This window comes from Brevibacillus sp. MER 51 (assembly GCF_023714195.1).
Taxonomy (GTDB): Bacteria; Bacillota; Bacilli; order Brevibacillales; family Brevibacillaceae; genus Brevibacillus.
The window spans coordinates 67,644-89,201 of sequence record NZ_JAMAUS010000017.1; the positions used below are offsets into that span (position 1 = coordinate 67,644).

A 21,558-nucleotide genomic window follows, 5' to 3' on the forward strand; every position below is an offset into this window, starting at 1 on the left:
GTGCCTAGTATGAACAAAATGGACGAGCTTCTCTTAAAGTTACTGTGGGGTCAAATGCAGTCGCTCGGCTGCTTTGCAGAAAAGAATCAGACGCTCAGCGATCTCAAAAGAAAAAGCGGCCTGCTTGACTTATATGACATGTGGCTCGAAGAAACGGCTTCTGTTTTAGCCCGGAATGATTATCTCGTTTACGATAGCGAAACATCTACCGTGATCGATACTGCGCTCATTTCCAGTACGGCTGTCTGGCAGGAATGGGAACAAGAAAAAGGAGTCTGGCTAAAAAATCCGGATACGCATGCGCAAGTCAAGCTAATCGAAGCAACCCTGCGTGTTTTACCGCAAATTCTCACTGGAAAAGTGAGGGCTACAGAGGTCATCTTTCCCAATTCATCGATGGAATTAGTCGAAAAGGTATACAAAAATAACAGAGTTTCCGACTACTTCAATGAAGTGCTCGCGGATACAGTGGTTGCTTTTGTAGAGGAACGGCTCAATCAGGATTCTGCGGCACGAATTCGCATTCTTGAGATTGGTGCAGGTACGGGAGGAACGAGTGCCGTCGTTTTCCAAAAGTTAAAGGCGTATGAAAAGCATATCCAGGAATATTGCTATACAGACCTCTCCAAAGCCTTTTTCATGCATGCAGAAAAAGCGTATGGCCCAAGCAATCCGTATTTGACCTATCGGATTTTTAACGTAGAAGAGCCTGTGACGGGACAAGGAATTGATTTGGGCGGATATGATATCGTCATTGCCGCAAATGTCCTGCACGCCACCAAAAACATTCGCCAAACCGTGCGTAACGCGAAAGCCGTTCTAAAGAAGAACGGCTTGCTTTTGCTAAATGAAATGAGTAAAAACACCCTCTTCCTCCACCTTACCTTTGGTTTGCTGGAGGGCTGGTGGCTGTACGAAGACCCAGAGCTGCGCCTTTCAGGCTGCCCTGGGTTATCTTCGGCAACGTGGCAGAGAGTATTGGAGGAAGAAGGATTTCAGTCGGTCTTTTTCCCAACAGAAGAGGCGCACGCGATGGGACAGCAGATTATTGTGACCGAAAGTGACGGCGTGATCCGCCAACAGCAAATAAAACAACCGCCTAAACCTAAGGCGAGCGTAAATGCTGAACAGCCAAAAGCCAAGAGAGTGGAAATACCTTTCGCTCCTGAAGGAAGGGCAAGCAAAGATGTCCTGCGCGAAAAAAGTACGGAATACATCAAACATCTGATCGCTGAAACACTGAAGATGCCGAGTAACCGAATGGATGCTTCTGAGCCTTTAGAGGCGTACGGTATGGATTCCATTTTATCTGTTCAACTGATCAATCAATTTCGGAAAATTTTCGGCGAAACCATCAGCGGTACTTTGTTTTTTGAATATCAGACAGTAGATGACTTAGTCGAGCATTTACTCGAGACACAAAGAGAAGCGCTGATTTCGCTCACAGAATTAAATGATTACAAGCAGGAGCCAAATCAAACGGAAGATCAGGTTGAGCTTGCCCCATTGCCGAAAACCGGAGAGAAACGAAACCCTAGAAAAACAAGATCCTTTGCGCCAGCTGTTCGTTCGCAAAGGACGGCGTCCAAGCCTGCGTCCTCCGGTAAAATAGCGATTATCGGCATGAGTGGGCGTTTTGCTCAAGCTAACAACCTGGAAGAGTTTTGGGAGAACTTAATTCAGGGTAAAAAGTCTATCTCAGAAATTCCAGCTAAGCGTTGGGATTGGACAACGTATTATCATCCAAATCGGGAGGATGCCATTTCCCAAGGAAAAAGCTATAGCAAATGGGGTGCCTTCTTAGAGGAATTTGATCAGTTCGATCCGTTATTTTTTCATATGACTCCGCGAGAAGCAGAAAATATAGACCCCCAGGAGCGCCTTTATTTAGAAGAGTGTTGGAAGGCATTAGAAGATGCAGGCTATGCCTCGTCGAAGATGTCTGCGGAGCTGCGGAAGCGAACAGGGGTTTTTGGTGGCATTACGAAACAAGGATTTCATTTGTATAGCACGGAAACCACCCAGCACTTTCCGACAACCTCGTATTCGTCGATGGTAAATCGGGTTTCGTACTACCTAAACTTACAGGGGCCGAGTATGCCGATCGATACGATGTGCTCCTCAGCTCTCGTAGCGATTCATGAAGCATGTGAATACATCCGAAACGGGAAGGGAAGCATGGCGATTGCTGGTGGAGTGAATCTGTACACCCATCCGCTTACTTATTTCGGTCTGACTGTGGGACAGCTCATTTCGCATACTTCTGACAGTGCTGCCTTTGGGAAAGGTGGAATAGGTTTTGTGCCAGGCGAGGGAGTAGGTGCTGTTGTTCTCAAGGATTACGATCAGGCTGTGCGGGACCTGGACCATATTTATGCCGTGATACGCGGAACCGCTGTCAACCATAAGGGCAAAGCCAATAGCTATATGACACCAAGCCCCAATCCTATTGCAGATGTGATGGAAGAGGCGTTGGAAGAAAGCGGACTGGACCCTCGATCCATTAGTTATCTGGAAGCTTCCGCCTATGGCTCAGACATAGTCGATGCCGTCGAAATGACAGCAGTGACGAAAGCTTTTCACAACCGTCAAGGAGCAGAAGGGGACTATCGACTCGGTTCGGTCAAGCCGAATATCGGGCATTGTGAATCGGCTTCCGGCATGTCGCAGCTAATGAAAGTGATTTTGTCCTTGCAGCATCAGACGCTGGTTCCAACACTGATTCCTGACGAATTGAATCCGAATATTCATTTTGATCAACTCCCCTTTCAATTGCAGCGAGAGGTTTCAGAATGGAAGCAGATCACAGTAGATGGGCAAACAGTCCCCCGACGAGCAGGCATTACCAGCTTTGGCGGTGGTGGAGTGAATGCCCATCTTATCGTGGAGGAATACAACCACACTCCATCATCAAGGAGAGTAAACGATTCAGAAACTGAGCTGTTTGTCTTTTCGGCCAAGAATAAAGAGAGATTGCAAGCTTACATTCATCGCTGGATTGCTTATCTGCATAAGAACAGGCATATGGATGTTGCGAATACAGCCTACACTCTTCAAATCGGAAGAGAAGAAATGCCTTGCCGTTTGGCAGTTATCACCGATAGTCAAACAGAGCTTTTAAAGCAACTGGAACGCTGGTTGGAACACCAAGAAGAGACGGAACATTGCTTTTTTGGCGATCTCAAGGAAAACAAAGAATTGATGGCAGACCGGGTTACGCTGGCAATCGAATCAAAAGATGTAGGGGAACTGGCAAAATTATGGGTTCTAGGCAATCCCATCCCTTGGCAGAAGCTGCATGAAGGGAAGGCGTTATCCCGAGTAGCTAAGCTCCCAACCTATCCATTTAAGAGGAGAACGTGCTGGATAGAACGCAATCAAACGAATCGCACTAGGAGGGAGACGAGCATGACATCCGCTCATCCAGAATTCGAAAACAAAGCCGTTGAAATTTACACATATAGCGCCAACAGCAGCGAAGCGGAGTTTTCGGAGGATTACCTGACCGTATGTCCATTTGAAAGGAAGATTCCAGGCTTTTCAATGAGCCGTGTCATTTTGAACCCGGAAAAATACCCGTTGGAAAGAGAAATGGTGAGAGAGAAGCAAGTAGAGATGCGCCAGGTACTTTTTTGCAAAGAAAATTTCTCTCGTGTGAAAAAAGTATTGGACTTCGGATGCGGTCACGGGACAGATGTAATTCAAATAGCAGAGCTTTATCCACATATCGAAACCCACGGATTTACGATTACCAAGGCGCAAGCAGAGCTTGGCAATCAACGAATCGCGCAGAAGAATCTGGGGGCTCGTGCGAAAATTTTCAACAAAGACAGCTCCAAGGATGCCTTTCCCGACCTTTACGATATTATCGTCGGGATTGAAGTGAGCTTCCATATTCGAAATAAACAGGGACTATTTCACAATATCTCTTCTGCACTCAACGAAGAGGGAACCGTTCTGTTGATCGATTACATAGCCAATACGCGAGGAGCAATCGTAGACCAGAACGTAGAAGTCAGCATTCCCACCGTGCAGGAATGGATTGAGCTTTTGGCGGAGCATCAGTTAGTGATCGATGAAATCATCGACGTATCACCGCAGATTGCTAACGCCTTGCATGATCCTGACGTGGAACAGTACATCAAGCATCTGCCTAAAGCCGTTCAAGATTTGTATATCAACACAGTAAATCAATCCATCTCTCTCGAACGAGGGTGGATCAGTTATTGTTTGTTTAAGTTGAAAAAAGCTCCGCATCTTGCGTACACGAAGCGTTGTGAATGGAATGCCAGCAAAATATCGAAGAAAAGACCGTATCCAGAAGCATTAGCGGAAATGGTAAACAGCGGTTATATTCCTTATCCGAAACAGCAAATGAGAACTCTCCCGAATCCCAATCAGCATGATCACAGCTTTCCTTGGAATCGAGAAACCATCAAAGAATCCTTGGTGGAGGCTTTTTCCACCGTTTTAGGTCTTCAACCAGAAGAATTGGGCGAGGTAGAGACCTTGAAGGATATGGGAATTGGCTCTCTTAACGCCGTTGCCTTATCCGAAATGATTAATAGCAAATTTAATCTGAAATTACCAACCAGCGTTGTGTTTGAACACGATACATTAGATTCATTGGCAGGCTATATTGCTAGTCATTTACAGCAAGGCGAGCCTAGCCAGATCCGTTCAAGTAAACCATTCGAGTCGGATGCTCAAAATCACTCAGTTACACCTGAATATTCTGAACAAAAACGCGATATGTCGGCAGATCAGTCTATTCCAGATCGGACAAAAATCAAGGCGGGCCTGAATGAGGCTTTTTCTGCCGTTTTAGGCTTGAGACAAGAAGAGCTGGAAGAAGTGGAAACTCTAAAGGATTTGGGGATCGGCTCTCTCAATGCCGTTCAATTATCCGAAGCTATCAATAGCCAGTTTCATCTGAAACTACCGACCAGTGTTGTGTTTGAACATAATACTCTGGAAGCATTGGCGAGCTACATCGCGACGCATTTACCAGGGCACCAATCAGCGCAGACAATCAGACAATTTGAAGAGAAGCCTGTATATACAGAGAGAATCCCAACCCGAGATATTGCCTCCGAGGCGGCTAAAGCAGCTTCCGATGATATCGCGATCATTGGGATTTCCTGCCGCACAGCAGGCGCTCAGGGGCAAGATGAGTTCTGGGAGCTGGTTAGTCACGGCAAAGATTGCATCAAAGAAGTGACCAACCCAGACTGGCGCGCCTTTTTCAAAGAAAATGGGCTCGTTGATATTCCAATTAAATACGGGGCGATGGAGGATATTGAATATTTTGATCCGGCGTTTTTCAAAATTTCTCCTACCGAAGCCCAATCAATGGATGTTACGCAGCGCATCCTTTTGCAAGAAAGCTATAAAGCGTTAGAGGACGCAGGTTACACCCCGTCCATGCTGAGAGGACAACCTGTTGGAACTATCATTGGCGCGATGGCGGGAATGACAGTAGAACAAGATTTCTCACATTTTGGCATGCTCGGATCGGATACGAGTATACTTGCTTCGCGCATCGCCTATTTCCTTGACCTAAAAGGACCTGCTTTGGCTGTGAATACTGCTTGCTCATCCTCTTTGGTTGCGATCGATATTGCTTGCCAAAAGCTGAAGACGGAAGAAGTCAATCTGGCTATCGCAGGGGGAATTACGATTTACTCCCACCCTGCTCCGTTTATCTCGATGAGTAACGCGAGGATGCTTTCTCCCACAGGGGAGTGCCGCCCGTTTGACAATGGTGCGAATGGGATTGTCGTTGGGGATGGCGTTGGCATTGTGATCTTAAAAAGATTGCAAGATGCATTACGGGATAACGACAGCATCTATGGTGTCATCCGTGGCAGTGGAACCAATCAGGATGGACGGACATTGGGGATTACCGTACCTAGCTTCCAAGCGCAAAGCGACCTGCAAAAATCCATTTACGCGAAAAAACAGATTGATGTGGAAGACATTCAATATATCGAGGCACACGGAACGGCGACAAAATTAGGGGACCCTGTAGAGATTCATGCACTGAGTGAATCATTCCGCCACTTCACGCCGAAGAAACGATTCTGCGCAATCGGTTCTTTAAAAGCCAATATCGGTCATACCACAGCGGCGGCTGGGGTGTTGAGTGTCATCAAGGTTTTACTCAGCATGAAAAACAGGAAGATGGCTCCTTCGATTCATTTTGTCAAAGAGAATGAACACATTGATTTTGAAAACAGCCCTGTTTATGTGAATACCAAGCTGCAAGACTGGCAGACCAATTCCAAAGGCTCTCGATTGGCTGCGGTCAGCTCTTTTGGCTTCAGCGGCACCAATGCTCATCTGGTAATTGAAGAGTTTGATCGATCAAAGGTAAGATCCGTTGCTCCTGTTGAAGGTCAAGAGATAGCGACGGGAGTCTTCGTGCTGTCAGCTGAATCACGTGAGCAATTAGTGGCCTATGCCAAGAAAACAAAGGCATTTGTAGAGAAACATCCTGAGGTGAAACTGGCTGATTTTCTTTATACCTATCAGACTGCAAGGGAATCCATGGCACATCGAGTAGCAATCGTAGTTCACAGCAAAGATCAGCTCATTGCGCTGCTGGAGCAATTCATACAAGGGAATGGGACAAAAACGGCTGATCTGTTTATCGGAGAAATAAACAAAACGGGTGGAATCAAGATCGGCGATACAGAAGAGGGAAGGGATTTTATCCGCAATCTTGCTCTGAACAAGAAAATCAAAAAGCTGGCGGAGCTATGGGTTCATGGTAATGAAATAGAGTGGGAAGCGCTCTATCCAAAAGGAATGGTGAGCCGTCTATCAGGTCTTCCGAGCTATCCTTTTGCCAAGGAACGCTATCGTTTACCCAAAGTTGTCGTAGGAAATCGAACCCATCAAGAAGCTGCTGCCACCTCCGAACTGACAGCAGAAAAACACGAACACAGAGAAGCAGACATAGCCAACTCAACTGAGGTAACTCGTGTTCAAGCGGAAGAAGCTGATGGGAGGGAGGCAGAAATCCAAAACTCGGGTATCCATCATGATGTCATACATGCTGAAGATGACGATACACCACGTAACGAACTTGTGAGAAAAATTGCTGCAGCTTGGGAAGAGGTACTTGGCGTGAAAAAGGTTGACATCCACAAAAACTTCCAAGACCTCGGCGGCGATTCAATCATGGCTACTCAGATTATTTCCAGATTGAAAAATAGCTTCCCGGTTGATTTGAATCTGGACAATCTCTTTTCGGCGCCAACTGTTGCAGGAATGGCGGAGCTAATTGAAGAGGAACTGATTGCTGTTATTGATGAACTTCCAGAAGAGGCAATTTTGGAGCTATTAAGCTGATGAATTCATCTCGTAAGTACGGCAGCAGAATCAACAGGTAGGAAGGAGCAATCCGATGATTAATGATAAGGAATCAGCTAAATCAAGAGATGAGATACTTGCCGAGAGCAGGTCAAAGCTTTCCGAGAAGAAACTGGCCTTGCTGGAAAAGCTGAAAGGCTCAAAACTGGAGACGAAAAAGACGGGAATTCCGCGCCGTTCAAGAGAGGGCTTCGTGCCCCTCTCTTTTGCCCAGCAGAGACTATGGTTTTTAGACCAGTTGGTACCAAACAGTCCTGCCTATAATGTGGTTGCGGCCTTCCATCTGTCGGGTGAGCTTCACACAGACATCATGGAGCGGTGCGTTAATGAGATTGTTAAGCGCCATGAAGCACTGCGAACCACCTTTCAAGTCGCAAACGGAGAGCCGTATCAGCTCATTGCTCCTGCCTTGCAAATTCCTTTTCCCCTTGTCGATCTTACTGGATATCCCGAGGCGGAGAGAGAAGATGAGTTTCGCCGACTCGCGAAAGAGGAAAGCATGTATGTTTTCGATCTAACCAAAGGACCCTTGCTGCGTGTTACTTTATTCAAACTCGGCAAGGATTTGAATATCCTACTTTTGAACGTTCACCATATCATCATAGACGGATGGTCAGTCGGGGTTTTCTTCAGAGAGATGGTTTTGCTTTATCAGGCATATCTCGCGGGCAAGCCTTCCCCATTGCCTGAGCTTCCGATCCAGTATGCGGATTTTTCCATCTGGCAACGGGAATGGCTTCAAGGAGAAGTGCTGGAGAAACAGCTTTCTTACTGGAGAGAAACCCTTGGAAAAGAAAGCAACGCGTTAGAGCTGCCAGTAGACCGTACACGACCTCCTATCCAAACGTTTCAAGGAGGAAGCCTAAAACTACAGATTCCCTCTTCCCTTTCCCATGCCATAAAAGCGCTGAGCGAGCAAGAAAATGCCACGCTGTATATGGTCATGATCACCGCGTTAAAGATATTGTTGCACCGTTACAGCGGGCAAAATGATATCCGGGTGGGAGTGCCCGTAGCGAACCGTAACCGAGTGGAAATAGAGAATTTGGTCGGCTTTTTTGTAAATACGTTGGTTCTCAAAACGGATGTTTCCGGCAATCAAAGCTTTAGAGAACTGCTGTCAAGTGTGAGAGATACGGCGAACAGCGCATACAGACATCAAGATGTACCGTTTGAACGATTGGTGGATGAATTGCAGCCTGAGCGTAATATGAGTCAAAATCCACTATTTGAAGTCTGCTTTGTGTTGCAGAACTTTCCTATGCCGAAAAAATCGGACATGTCTGCATTAGGCTTTTCCTTGGTCAAATTTGAAGAGTTCCGTAACAACACTTCCAAGTTTGATCTCTGGATTCAAGTTGTAGAAAAAGGAGATATCCTTGACCTCGACGTTGAGTTCAATTCCGATATTTTTAATGAATCGACAATTAGTCGTCTACTGGAGAGCTTTACAATCGTACTGGCAGGTATTGTCGCGAATCCGAACCAGCCGATTGCTGATCTGCCGATTTTGACCGCGGCTGAAGAGCAAAAGTTATTGGTTGAATGGAACGATACGAAGACGTACTACCCAGAGCAACATATGTGTCTTCATGAAATAATCGAAGCGCAGGCTGTCAAAACTCCAGATGCGCCAGCCGTTATTTTTGAAGAGGAGCAACTCACTTACCGTGAATTGGATCAACGGGCGAATCAACTGGCGAACTATCTCCAGAAACAGGGTGTACGAGCGGAAACGCTTGTGGGCATTTATATGGAGCGCTCCTTTGAAATGGTTATTGGGCTGTTAGGTATCCTCAAAGCAGGCGGTGCCTACGTTCCCCTAGATCCGAGCTATCCGCAAGATCGGGTGGCTTTTATGATCACGGATGCGAATCCTTCCTTCCTCTTGACCGCGGAAGGACTGAAGAACACGCTTCCTGAATACAGTGGACAACTCATTTGCCTCGATTCAGATTGGGAGACAATCAACCTGGAAAGCCGTGTGGCGCCCGCAATCGGTGTCAACAGCGACAATTTGGCGTACATGATTTACACCTCAGGCTCTACAGGCAAGCCAAAAGGTGCGATGAACACTCATCGCGGTATCGTCAACCGACTTTTGTGGATGCAGGAACAATATCAGCTAAATGAAACCGATCGGGTCATGCAAAAGACGCCTTTCAGCTTTGATGTGTCGGTATGGGAATTTTTCTGGCCGTTAATGACGGGCGCCTGCATGGTAGTAGCTCGTCCAGAAGGTCACAAAGATACGACCTACCTGGCACGACTGATCAAAAAAGAGAAAATTACCACCATGCACTTTGTCCCTTCGATGCTGCAAGTGTTCCTTGAGGAGTCGGAAATTAGCGGCTGCGAAACGCTACGACGAGTCATTTGCAGTGGGGAAGCCTTATCTTATTCAACGCAGGAACGCTTTTTCGAATGTCTCGATGCGGAGTTGCACAACCTGTATGGTCCTACAGAAGCGGCGATTGACGTCACGTACTGGGCGTGTCAAAAAGGAAGCAAGCTTAGATCGGTGCCGATTGGACGCCCTGTGGCAAACACCCAAATCTATCTGTTAGACGAGCACCTGAATCCTGTTCCCGTCGGTGTTGCCGGTGAGCTGCACATTGGTGGCGTGCAGCTGGCTCGCGGATACTATAACCGCCCTGAGCTGACAGAAGAGAAATTCATCCCTGATCCGTTCAGCAACATAGAGGGAGCGCGCCTTTATAAAACAGGTGACTTGGCCCGTTACATGCCGGATGGAACGATCGAGTATCTGGGCCGCATTGATTTTATGGTCAAACTAAGAGGGTTCCGTATCGAGCTGGGTGAGATTGAAGCTGTACTAGATGAACATCCACATGTACAAAAAGCGGCAGTGATCGTTCATGAATCCGAGCAGCGACCAGGGCATAAGCAGTTGGTATCTTATATCGTGCCAGATTCTCAATCCAAGGAAAAACTGAAAGTGGCAACAGAAGAAGCACTTCCTGCGGAACAGGTATCTGAATGGCAGGATGTCTTTGATAAAGCCTATGATGATGAAAATAAATATGAAGCCGATTTCAACATTACCAGCTGGAACAGCAGTTATACGGGTCAACCCCTTTTAGCGGAAGAAATGCGTGAATGGGTCCATTCTACGGTGGATCGTATCCTTGCCTTGCAACCGAAAAAGGTACTCGAGATCGGGTGCGGTACAGGGCTGTTGCTATCTCGAATTGCGCCTCATTGTGAACAGTATTGGGGAACGGATTTTTCTTCGATGGCCTTGGATTATATTACTGCGAATCTGATCAACCAAAGAGAGGATTTATCCAATGTCACACTGCGTAAGAGCTATGCGGATGATTTTAGTGGACTAAAGGGACAGAAGTTCGATTTGATCGTGCTCAACTCTGTGGTGCAGTATTTCCCGGATGCGAATTACCTGTTGGATGTGCTGAAAAAGGCCATACATGCCATGAATGACAAAGGAGCAATCTTTGTCGGTGATGTTCGTAATCTTTCATTACTGCAAACCTTCCTCACTGAGGTTGAGATGGAAAAGTCACCGGCGACATTGACTACCGATCAATTGAAACGCCGCGTGCAAAAGCGAATGAGACAAGAGCAGGAGCTGGTTATCGATCCTGCCTTTTTCTATGCGCTTCAAGATCAGTTACATCAAATCAGCCATGTAGAAATCAAGCTGAAGCGCGGAAGTCATCATAACGAATTAACTCGCTATCGCTATGATGTGATTCTTCATCTCGGCAAAAAAGTGCAGACAATCGAAGACTTTGCATGGCTGGATTGGCATGAGGAGGGATTCCGAAATATTGATGGACTTCGTCAAATCATGACCAAATATAAACCGCAAATCTTAGGACTTACGAAAATCCCGAATTCGCGGTTGGACAGGGCGAATCGATACCAGTCATTGCTTGCTGACGAAAATGCTCTCAAAACGGTGGAAGAGCTGAGAACAGATCAGAACCATCCTAGCACTGGAATAGACCCGGAGGAGCTTTGGAGGTTGGGCGCTGAGCTTCGATACCATGTAGATATCGCTTGGATGGGCGATTGCGGGGATGGCAGCTATGAAGCTGTGCTCCGACCTGAGCATTTACTAGAAAAAAGACAGCGTAACACAGTGGTCACCGCGTGGCATCGTCCAGCGAGAAACTATCAACCGATCGAAACGTATGCGAACGATCCTTTGACTGACAGAGTTGCTCGCCAGTTCATTCCAGAGCTGCGCAGTTATTTACGGGATAAGCTGCCAGATTACATGGTTCCGTCTATCTTTGAGTTTATCAAGGAAATGCCCGTGAACATGAATGGTAAATTGGACCGCAAAGCGCTTCCTGCGCCGCTTATGGAAGTGCCAGAAATGGAAGGAGATTTTGAGCCGCCAACGACGGAGACGGAAAAAATTCTTGCCGATGTCTGGGCTGAAATATTGGGCTTGGATAAGGTTGGCATACATAATAACTTCTTCGGATTGGGCGGGGACTCCATTCATACCATTCGAGTGGTTGCGAGAGCAAAACAACTCGGTTTGGAAATGACTCCACAGCAGATTTTCCAATTCCAAACCATAGCTGAACTGGCAGAGGTTGTAGGTGGGGGTTCCACTCAAAGTGCGAAGCGAACGGCAACAGCAGTAGAGTTACCCACTCTTGATAAGCATCAGTTGGATCGGATAAAAGCAGACAACCCATACATGGAGGATGTTTATCCGCTGACGATCATGCAAGAAAATATGCTCTATCGATACAAACATCATCCAGAACCCGGTTTGAATGTGGTTCATCATGCTTTTCGCATAGAGGGCGGCCCTTTCCATGTAGCTGCTTTCGAGCATGCATGGCAGCATCTCATCCAACAATTCCCTGCCTTGCGAACCTCCTTCATCTGGGAAGAGCTGGATGAACCGATGCAGATCGTTCATGAGAAAGTGGATATCCACATCAAGCAGGAAGATTGGCGGGACATTCCGGAAGAGAATCAACACGAAAAATTGCAATCCTATATTCAAAAGCTAAGACAACAAGGATTTGAGATGAGCAAAGCACCACATGCGCATCTTGCTCTTATTCAAGTAGGAGAGGATGTCTACTACTTTATTTATGTCTTCAATCTGATGTTGCAGGATGGTTGGAGCTATACGTTGATCGTTAAAAGACTATTCGAATATTATCAAGCGTTTTCCCAAGGGAAGGCGATTGATATTGTGCCTGTATATCCGTATCGGGATTATGTTGCGCTACAAAAACAGCAGGACTTAACGGATGCGGAGCTGTTTTGGAAGAAGAATCTGAAAGGAATGACCAGCTCCACGCTTGAATGGGCACAAGCGAGCAAGAAGAATATGTCTGCTGAGGAGCCTCCCTATTCTCAAGAAAGGTTCATTGTATCGCCAGAAGTCTCCTCGGCGCTGTTATCCTTGTCCAAGAAGTATCATCTGACGCCATATACATTGGTACAGGGGGCTTGGGCATTGCTGCTCCATCATTACAGCGGCAAGGAAGACGTTGTATTTGGTACGATCTTCTCCGGCCGCAGCATAGCGATGATGGAGGTCGAACATTCTGTCGGGCTTTTCTTCAATATTCTGCCCATTCGCGTGAGCGTTGAGCAAAACACGAGGTTCTTGTCTTGGCTCCAAAACATGCAGTCGAAAGTAGTAGAGACGAGTCAATACGAATACACGCCGCTGAAAAAAATATACGAGTGGTGCGATATTCCACGAGATCGGCTTTTATTTGACAGCTATCTAGTAAGCGAACAGCTCCCTGATTTCTCTTCTGTCTTTAGAGGATTTAATGATGTCCTCGGCGCTACCATCTATGATTCGATTGCGCAGACGGAGCATCCATTACGAGTGGAAATCCTTTTCTATGAACAAGTTTTGGTCCTGCATATCAACTACTATCGACGTTTCTTCAACGATAAGGAAATTAGCAGGATGCTGCAGCACTTGAATGCTCTTTTAGAAGGATTGGTAGCAAACCCAGAGCAAAAGGTAAACGAGTTAGTTAATGCGATAACGCATCATCCCCAACACTAAATTTGCGAACAAGAGGAGAGGTTACTATGTGTGGAATTGTGGGATGGCTTGATTGGGATGACGATTTGACATCCCAGCATGCTATTTTGCACAAAATGGCTCAAGCGATCCAACATCGTGGGCCAGATGAAGAGGGGTATTGGTTGTCTCCTCGGGCAGCGATTGCGCATCGGCGCCTGATCGTGATCGACCCGGAAGGCGGCAAGCAACCCATGATCTACCGAGAAGGAGATCAGACGTGTGTCTTATCGTTTAATGGCGAAATCTATAATTACTTGGACCTGCGCCGCCAGTTAGAGCTGCTTGGGCACTCCTTTCAAACCAATTCTGACACGGAAGTATTACTGCACGCTTTTTTGGAATGGAGAGAGGAATGTGTCCGTCATCTCAATGGAATTTTTGCATTCGCCATTTGGGACGAAAAAAATCATCGCTTGTTTTTAGCGCGTGACCACTTGGGTGTAAAACCATTATTTTATTGTCAACGTGGGAGCTCGTTCTTGTTCGGTTCTGAACTGAAAGCCTTGCTCGCCCATCCAAAAGTAAAGCCTGAGGTAGAAGCGGATGGGTTAGCGGATATTATCGGACTCGGTCCGGCGAGAACGCCTGGATTTGGCATTTTCCGCAATGTAAGTGAGGTGCGAGCTGGACATTGTGTAACAGTCACGAAGGATCAAATCAGAACAAGGCCATACTGGAAACTGGAGAGCAAGGTGCATACCGATGATATGGAGACAACGACAGAAACGATACGCGGTCTGTTACAAGACACGGTCCAACGTCAGTTAATCTCTGACCTGCCATTGGTTAGTATGCTGTCTGGGGGCTTGGACTCTAGTGGCTTGGTGGCTTTAGCCGCTGAGGAGCTCCGTAAAAAAGGGAAAACGTTGCAAACCTATTCGGTAGATTTTGTTGACAATGATCAGCATTTTGAAGAAGGTTTGCTGCACATTAGTTTGGATGCGCCATGGGCAAAATCAGTCTCAGAGCATGTACAAACCAAGCATCAAGAGATTACCTTCAACGCCCAAGATCTGATTACTCATTTTCATATGCCGTTGAGAGCGCGTGATCTCCCAGGATTAGGGGAGACGGATACCTCGCTCTATTTGTTCTGCCGGGAAATGAAGAAAAAAGCGACCGTCTCGCTATCAGGTGAATCGGCAGACGAAGTATTTAACGGGTACCCTTGGTTTCAGAAGGAGAAATTCTTGAACTCAGGGAAATTCCCTTGGATGGAGCATGACGGGTGGAGCTCATTTTTAAATGAAGAAGCCATCGAAAAGATTCGCCCACAAGAATATCTTCGCAGGCGGTATGAAGAAGGGATTGCAGAGGTACACCCTTTGGAAGGGGAGACAGCTTTGGAAGCTCAACAGCGCAAAATGTCGTACCTCTTTATCACGCGTTTTCTTCCGTTGCTATTGGATCGCAAGGATCGAATGAGCATGTATACGGGGTTTGAAGTACGTGTTCCCTATTGTGATTACCGTCTGGTTGAATATTTGTGGAATGTCCCATGGAAAGTAAAAAATATTGATCAAATAGAAAAAGGCTTGCTTCGCAGAGCGTACAAAGGATATTTGCCGCAGGAAGTATTGTATCGCAACAAAAGCGCATATCCGATGACCTATCATCCGGAGTATTACCATGCGATTCTGGACTATATGAAACAAATTCTAGCCAATCCTAATTCGCCTCTATTACCTTTAATTAATAAGTCTGTAATCCAATTTGTACTGGATGGAAAAGCACCTATGAATCTCGCTCAATCAACGAAGCTGATCGAATATCTCGTCCAGATAAACATGTGGTTAGAGGAATACAAGGTATCAATTCGATAGAATCTCTGGGATTTGCTGATAAAAAGGACAGTCAGGATATACTTCCTGACTGTTTTTCTTTCAAAAATTGTAGGTAAAGGGGTGTTTCGTAAATGAATGTCAGTGAGGTAAATCAGAACATGGCAATCCCAAACCGACTGCCTGCAAACGGAAGTGACAGGTTTAATTACATGGTCAGCTATCTTTCCGATTGCCAGCTTCAAATGGTGTTGGAAATGGACGGACAGGTGAATCAACAGCGATTGCTTCAAGCGATGGAGGCAAGCACCATTGCGGAACCTATCATTGGTTGCCGCTTTATAAAAGATTCAGTCCGCCCCTATTGGGAGCGACGCAGCGATTTGGCGTCAAGCGGTTGGTGTTCCTTGCAACTTCTCGGTGAGTCCGATTCCGCAGAGAAAGCCATACAGGAGTGGTTGTCGAGCCGAATAGACATTGATGCTGATGCGATGGTCAAAATTCGCATTCTGCGGACCTCTACCAAAGATATCGTTTGCATCAAACTGAATCATCTATGCAGTGATGGTGCAGGGTTGATCGAGTATGTTCACTTGTTAGCTTCGCTTTATAGTGAGCTAGCCAAAGACCCGCGCTACGTTCCCAAGCCAAACCCTGAGGGCAGGGATCAGAGCCGTTTGTTCAAGGAAATGGGTATCCCAAATGGCGGTACGCCGCAAGCTCCCGAACCGCAGGGGCCAACACTTCCTTTTACGCCTGGAGAACCAGCGAAAAGGAGACAAGCCATTCGCAGAATACCGCGCGAAGAGTGGCTGGAGCTGGCGCAAGGATTTAAACAAAAAGGGTTCACGGTAAATGATGTGGTACTGGCTGCCTACATGCGAGCTTTATATCAACAGATGGAAAATGTTCCGGCCGAGCAGGTCAAAGTCATGGTGACTGTAAATGTAAGAAAATTCTTACCCAAGGGCAAAGCAGACGCTATTTACAACTTGTCTGGCGTTGTTCATGCCACAATGAATCAAGCAACAGGGACATTTGCAGATAAGGTAGAAGAAGTGGCGGAATTCATGAAGAGTCAGCGTGATAATAAAGACATTCTGCTCGATGCGGTAAACACGTTTGCCTTTGTGGAAAATTTAGAGTTCCATCACACCTTGAAGATCATACAGGATGTAAGAAAACAACTTGTAGCAGATGGTAATAGCACACCAATATTATCAAATTTCGGTATGATTAGTATGAGTCAGCTATCATTCGATGATGTGAAAGTCGCAGGTGCTTATATCGTATCACCAGCCTATTACGCACCGGGACTGATGCTTGGAGTCAGTACCTATCAAGATTGCATAACCCTCAACATTTCCTTCTTTGAATCGAACACAGACGTTGGGCTAATAGAAAAACTCCTCGATACCATGATAGAGGATATCAAATCATACAGACAGTAGCCAGCTTGCTGCACATACCCATCCATATAAATAAGGAGTGAATGAAATGAATAAAGTAGTATTCCCCAATGAAATATCAGGTGCGGAGAATCTGCAACAACAGTTTGAACCCTATGGCTGGTATGCAGAAATGAGAAAAAATAGCCCGGTACATTACGATGAAAAGCAACAGGTTTGGAACGTATTTCTGTATGCGGATGTCGAGCGCGTGCTGACCGATTATCACCTCTTTTCAAGCGATACAGGCAAACGAATTGCTGGTTCCCTCGCATTGAAAGAAAAGGGCATCACAGAGATGGACCCGCCTGATCATGGAAAAAGGAGAGCTCTCTATACAAAAGCCTTTTCAACCCGAACACTTCAGGAGTGGGAGCCGCGTATTCAAGAAATTTCACGTCATCTATTAGAGGAAGTAAAAGAAAAGCAAAGCATCAGAATTTTAGGTGATCTCGCAACCCCGATGCCAGTGATTGTCATTGCCGATTTGCTCGGTGTACCGTCTAGCGATTGGATGCTGTTCAAACAATGGTCAGATGTTCTCATCGCTTCCGGGACACGTGAAACGTATGAGGATATTAACCTCAAAAAGGAAGAAATCATGAAGGAAATGGCTGTTTATCTCTCTCCGATCATTCAAGAAAAAAGAGAGAACCCGACAAAAGATTTCCTTTCCGACTTAACGCAAACAGAATATAAAGGCCAAAAGCTATCTGACCCTGAGATTATTGATATTGCAATCAGTTTGCTGCTTGCCGGAAATGTAACGACAAGTACGCTCTTGTTCAGTGTTTTCTACTGCTTTTTACTGGATAGACCAGGCGTTTATCGTGAATTAAGAGAGAATCCGCAACTGGTAGATCAAGCGATCGAGGAAGTATTGCGCTTCCGTCCGCCAGCACAGGTTTTGATGCGCAAGGTTCAAGAAGACACGGATATGTTTGGAAGTCTGATGAAAAAAGGCGAGATCGTCATGGCATGGCTCGGTTCTGCCAATCGTGATGAACATACCTTTGCACAGGGAGATCAATTCGATATCCATCGACCTAATAGCAACAAGCACTTAACCTTCGGAAAAGGCTGCCATTTCTGCTTGGGAGCACCACTATCCAGACTGGAAGCAAAGGTGATGCTAACAGAAATGATCAGGTGCTATTCTGACATCTCAATCGGTGGATTTGAGAACGATCTGATCCTCAATGTGACGAGAGGCTAATCATATTTTCTGATCAAGCAGTTGAGCAGGAAGGTTATTCCTGTTTGACTGCTTTTTTTATTTCGGGAAATGAGAGAGGTTATACGAAGAAAAAATAAAAAAGTAAGGAAAAGAGAATTCCTAACTTTTCAAAACTTATCTTTCCGAATCACCAAATAAACGATCAACCCGATAATGGGAAAAAACAATAATGCAATCAGCACGATGATGGAGAACTCCTTGCTATTCCCGCGTCTCCTCGCATCACGGTATGCCCAAATACTGATGACGATATTAATCCCTCTATATATCCAAGGACAAGATGGAGCAGAAGCTGTATGGAAGCGAGGAGAGAGTATTCGCTATGCTTTGGAAGGAAACTTTCCCCGAACCTCCTCCAGAAAAGCCTGCACAGCCGGGGCCAAATAACGATTTTTCAAGTACGCCAAATAAACCGTCCGCTCCAACGCAGGCGAATCAATCGTTTTCCGAACGAGTGAAGCATCTGTTGATCCAGACAAATAGTTCTCAGGAATAATCGTAACCCCCAAATTCTCCCTCACTAACGTCAACGCAGTTTCAAAGCGCTCAATCTCAAATTTGATTTGCGGGTCGACTTGTTCAAACGAAAAGGCCGTTAAAATATCCTCCCTTGTCTGAAATCCCTCTGTACTAATGATGAATGGCTCACTAGCCAAGTCTTTTAATCGAACGGATTCCTTTTCTGCCAGCGCATGATCCTTGTGCAGCACCAGCATTAAGCGCTCATCATACAGAGGAATGGATTCAATATCTTCTTCATTGATGAATTGGTTGGTTATGAGCAAATGCGTATGATACTTCCGCAGTGATTCCTTTACAGCTTTCCCGCTCAGAACCTCGATTAGCTTGATGTTAATCGAGGGAAAACGCCCCTGATATCCGCGAATGACTTTTGGAATCCAATGCTTTACGGACTCTATGATGCCGATGATAAGATCGCCGCTCCCGGTCAGCTTTACTTCTTCCATCTCTTTTTTTAGCATGTTCATTTGGGAAAGAAGCAGCAATGCTTTCTGGTACAAGATTTTACCAGCATCCGTCAATTCCATTTTTCTCGTGTTTCTCTCGAGCAGTGGAGAGCCGACTTCTTGCTCCAGATTTTTGATCGCGTTACTTAAGGAAGGCTGTGAAATATGCAGTTTTTGTGCGGCTTTGGAGTAGCTCAACTGATCACAAACTGTCACAAAATAGTGCAAATGTTTGATATCCAACTGGGGCACCTACCCTTATTTATAGCTTAAAGCTATCAATTTATTTGAATTATATATTAGAAATAATAAGTTTGTCATTATATAATCAATAAACAAAAGGTTCAGAAAGGATGAATAGCTTGCCAATGAATGTATCAGCAGATTTGTGGACCGGCCGGACTGACCATACGGAGAGAAGAAGCAGTTTTCGCTACCATCAGATTGTAGAAATAACGGACTTGGATACATTGCAAGCTGCCGAGGATCGCACAGTCGCTATCATTGGGTTTGAATGTGAAGAGGGAGTGAGGCGCAATCAAGGAAGATTAGGTGCAGCCAAGGCTCCGAACGCAATTCGGCAAGCGCTTGCAAGCCTTCCTTGGAAGGTGGAGGAAGGGAAACGTATTGTAGATGTGGGGAATGTTGTTTGTCCAAACGAAGAGCTGGAAGCAGCTCAGGAAGAATTGGGGAACGCCGTCTCTGCAATCTTTTCCAAAGCCATGACGCCCATTATTTTAGGCGGAGGCCATGAGACATTGTATGGACATTACGTCGGTGTCCGCAAGCATATTGGAAAAGAGGCTTCCCTGGGCATTATCAATATTGACGCTCATTTCGATTTGCGTTCCTATGAAGTTCAGCCTTCATCTGGGACGATGTTTCGGCAAATACTGGAGCATGACAAAAATAGCAGCTATTTTGTGTTGGGGATTCAGCGCTTCGGCAATACGCAAGAGCTATTGGATAAAGCAGATGAGCTCGGTGTGAGCTATGTGTATGAAGAAGAGATGACAGACGCGCGAATGGATGAAATTAGTTTATCTGTAAGCGAATTCATTGAAAAACACGATTATGTCATGCTGACGCTTTGTACAGATGTTTTAAACGCAGCCTTTGCACCGGGAGTGAGTGCGCCATCTCCTTTCGGCTTAACACCAATGGTTGTTCGCACTTTGATCCGTGCCGTTACCACTCATAAGAAAACGCTTTCTTTTGATATTTGTGAAGTGAATCCGGTTTTAGATGAAAACGGAAGAACCGTAAAGTTAGGTGCTTACTTGACGAATGAAGCCATCATGGGATTACTAGAGAACAACTAAGGGGAGACAACTATGACGTTAGCACTTAATCAAGTAACGACGATTTTTCTCGCAGTAGCACTTCTCGTATTAGGTACTTTCCTCGTAAAAAAGGCTAGTTTCTTGCAAAAGTTTTGCATCCCGGCACCAGTGGTTGGGGGCTTGTTGTTCGCTATTATTGCAACAGCTTTGAAAGCGACCGGAATTTTACAAATTACATTGGATACTTCCTTGCAAAGCTTGTTCATGCTTACGTTTTTTACTACTGTTGGATTGGGAGCGAGCTTTAAGCTGATCAAGCTTGGCGGGAAGCTGCTCGTTATTTACTGGATCGCCTGTGGATTTCTGGCTCTGGCACAAAACGTAATCGGTGTGTCACTAGCTTCCGTGTTCGGTATTCATCCATTGATCGGGATGATGGCAGGAGCTGTCTCCATGGAAGGTGGACATGGAGCAGCTGGTGCTTTTGGACAAACGCTTGAGGACATGGGCATTCAATCTGCGTTGGCGATTGGGATCGCAGCAGCTACCTTTGGTCTCGTAGCAGGGGGCTTGGTTGGCGGACCGACTGTGAAATATTTAATTGCCAAATACGATCTGAAGCCGACGGAAACGGAAGAAGTAGTAGAGACAGTAGAAGAAAAAGGACAACCGATTCACTCGAATACCTTCTTCATCCAAGTCCTGCTGATTACATTCTGTATGGCATTGGGAACGTATTTGGGAGAGCTGTTCTCGACTGCAACCGGATTTGTTCTGCCGGGTTATGTGGGAGCGATGTTTGTAGCGGTGATTGTCCGTAACATCGTAGACAAGCTCAATCCAAAAGCAATCGACATGAAGAGCATCAACCTGATCAGTGATGTGACGCTCGGAATCTTCCTGTCCATGGCACTGATGAGCATCAAGCTGTGGGAAGTTGCCGACCTAGCGCTTCCAATGCTCGTGATCGTATTTGTTCAAGTAGTATTCATCGTTTTGTTCGGGATTTTCGTCCTATTCCGTTTGCTTGGCAAAAACTACGATGCCGCAGTTATGGTCGCAGGCTTTACAGGCCATGGTCTGGGCGCTACTCCAAACGCAATGGCGAATATGGCGGCCGTAACGGGAAGATTTGGTCCTTCGCGAAAAGCATACTTGGTCGTTCCGATCGTTGGTGCCTTCCTGATTGATGTGTTCGCGATGCCGATCATTATTACCACGATTAATTTGTTTAAATAAAGACGATTTAAAATCCCTTCATGCTGAGATATGAAGTGACCCAGTAAATTGAGACAAGGAAAAAGCACCTCCTGAATCGTATTCCAAATATGATTCTAAGGAGGTGCTTCTTTAATGGGCACAAGAGTGCATTACCCAGAAGAAGTAAAATGGCAAGT

Annotated in this window: 9 protein-coding genes; 7 read left to right on the top strand and 2 right to left on the bottom strand. The window is 45.9% G+C overall.

Annotation, left to right across the window (positions count from 1 at the left end; all coding sequences use genetic code 11):
* Nucleotides 1-9 precede the first annotated feature (9 nt).
* From M3630_RS26115 to M3630_RS26135, 5 genes are all read left to right on the top strand, one after another.
* Nucleotides 10-7,356, top strand: coding sequence for a beta-ketoacyl synthase N-terminal-like domain-containing protein (locus M3630_RS26115; RefSeq protein ID WP_251254022.1), 7,347 nt, complete (start codon nucleotides 10-12; stop codon nucleotides 7,354-7,356).
* A gap of 55 nt (nucleotides 7,357-7,411) precedes the next feature.
* Nucleotides 7,412-13,423: a non-ribosomal peptide synthetase gene (locus M3630_RS26120; RefSeq protein ID WP_251254023.1), complete on the top strand. Its 6,012-nt coding sequence runs from the start codon at nucleotides 7,412-7,414 to the stop codon at nucleotides 13,421-13,423.
* A 26-nt stretch (nucleotides 13,424-13,449) separates the two neighbouring features.
* Nucleotides 13,450-15,267, top strand: coding sequence for an asparagine synthase (glutamine-hydrolyzing) (asnB, locus tag M3630_RS26125; protein WP_251254024.1), 1,818 nt, complete (start codon nucleotides 13,450-13,452; stop codon nucleotides 15,265-15,267).
* 92 nt (nucleotides 15,268-15,359) lie between these two features.
* Nucleotides 15,360-16,676 carry a condensation domain-containing protein gene (locus tag M3630_RS26130; protein ID WP_251254025.1) on the top strand — a complete coding sequence of 439 codons (1,317 nt, stop codon included), beginning with the start codon at nucleotides 15,360-15,362 and terminating at the stop codon, nucleotides 16,674-16,676.
* A 46-nt stretch (nucleotides 16,677-16,722) separates the two neighbouring features.
* Nucleotides 16,723-17,889, top strand: a complete 1,167-nt coding sequence (locus tag M3630_RS26135; RefSeq protein ID WP_251254026.1) for a cytochrome P450 — start codon at nucleotides 16,723-16,725, stop codon at nucleotides 17,887-17,889.
* A 128-nt stretch (nucleotides 17,890-18,017) separates the two neighbouring features.
* Here M3630_RS26135 and M3630_RS26140 read toward each other — a convergent pair whose 3' ends face one another.
* On the bottom strand, nucleotides 18,018-18,179 hold the full coding sequence (locus M3630_RS26140; protein WP_251254030.1) for a PLDc N-terminal domain-containing protein: 162 nt from the start codon (nucleotides 18,177-18,179) through the stop codon (nucleotides 18,018-18,020).
* Between the two features lie 51 nt (nucleotides 18,180-18,230).
* Nucleotides 18,231-19,121 carry a LysR family transcriptional regulator gene (locus M3630_RS26145; RefSeq protein ID WP_251254027.1) on the bottom strand — a complete coding sequence of 297 codons (891 nt, stop codon included), beginning with the start codon at nucleotides 19,119-19,121 and terminating at the stop codon, nucleotides 18,231-18,233.
* 110 nt (nucleotides 19,122-19,231) lie between these two features.
* On the opposite strand from M3630_RS26145, the gene hutG reads away from it, so the two are divergent.
* Together hutG and gltS are read left to right on the top strand one after the other, a co-directional pair.
* A complete protein-coding gene (gene hutG / locus M3630_RS26150; protein WP_251254028.1) occupies nucleotides 19,232-20,200 on the top strand; it encodes a formimidoylglutamase in 969 nt (322 codons plus the stop codon).
* 12 nt (nucleotides 20,201-20,212) lie between these two features.
* The gene (gene gltS, locus M3630_RS26155; protein WP_047068478.1) at nucleotides 20,213-21,400 is read left to right on the top strand and encodes a sodium/glutamate symporter; all 1,188 of its coding nucleotides are present in this window, start codon (nucleotides 20,213-20,215) and stop codon (nucleotides 21,398-21,400) included.
* The last annotated feature ends 158 nt before the right edge of the window (nucleotides 21,401-21,558 follow it).

Excerpts from the sequence above, each read along its gene's own strand:
- M3630_RS26115 (WP_251254022.1), top strand. The coding sequence starts at position 10 with ATGAACAAAATGGACGAGCTTCTCTTAAAGTTACTGTGGGGTCAAATG.
- M3630_RS26120 (WP_251254023.1), top strand. The coding sequence starts at position 7,412 with ATGATTAATGATAAGGAATCAGCTAAATCAAGAGATGAGATACTTGCC.
- asnB (WP_251254024.1), top strand. The coding sequence starts at position 13,450 with ATGTGTGGAATTGTGGGATGGCTTGATTGGGATGACGATTTGACATCC.
- M3630_RS26130 (WP_251254025.1), top strand. The coding sequence starts at position 15,360 with ATGAATGTCAGTGAGGTAAATCAGAACATGGCAATCCCAAACCGACTG.
- M3630_RS26135 (WP_251254026.1), top strand. The coding sequence starts at position 16,723 with ATGAATAAAGTAGTATTCCCCAATGAAATATCAGGTGCGGAGAATCTG.
- hutG (WP_251254028.1), top strand. The coding sequence starts at position 19,232 with ATGAATAGCTTGCCAATGAATGTATCAGCAGATTTGTGGACCGGCCGG.
- gltS (WP_047068478.1), top strand. The coding sequence starts at position 20,213 with ATGACGTTAGCACTTAATCAAGTAACGACGATTTTTCTCGCAGTAGCA.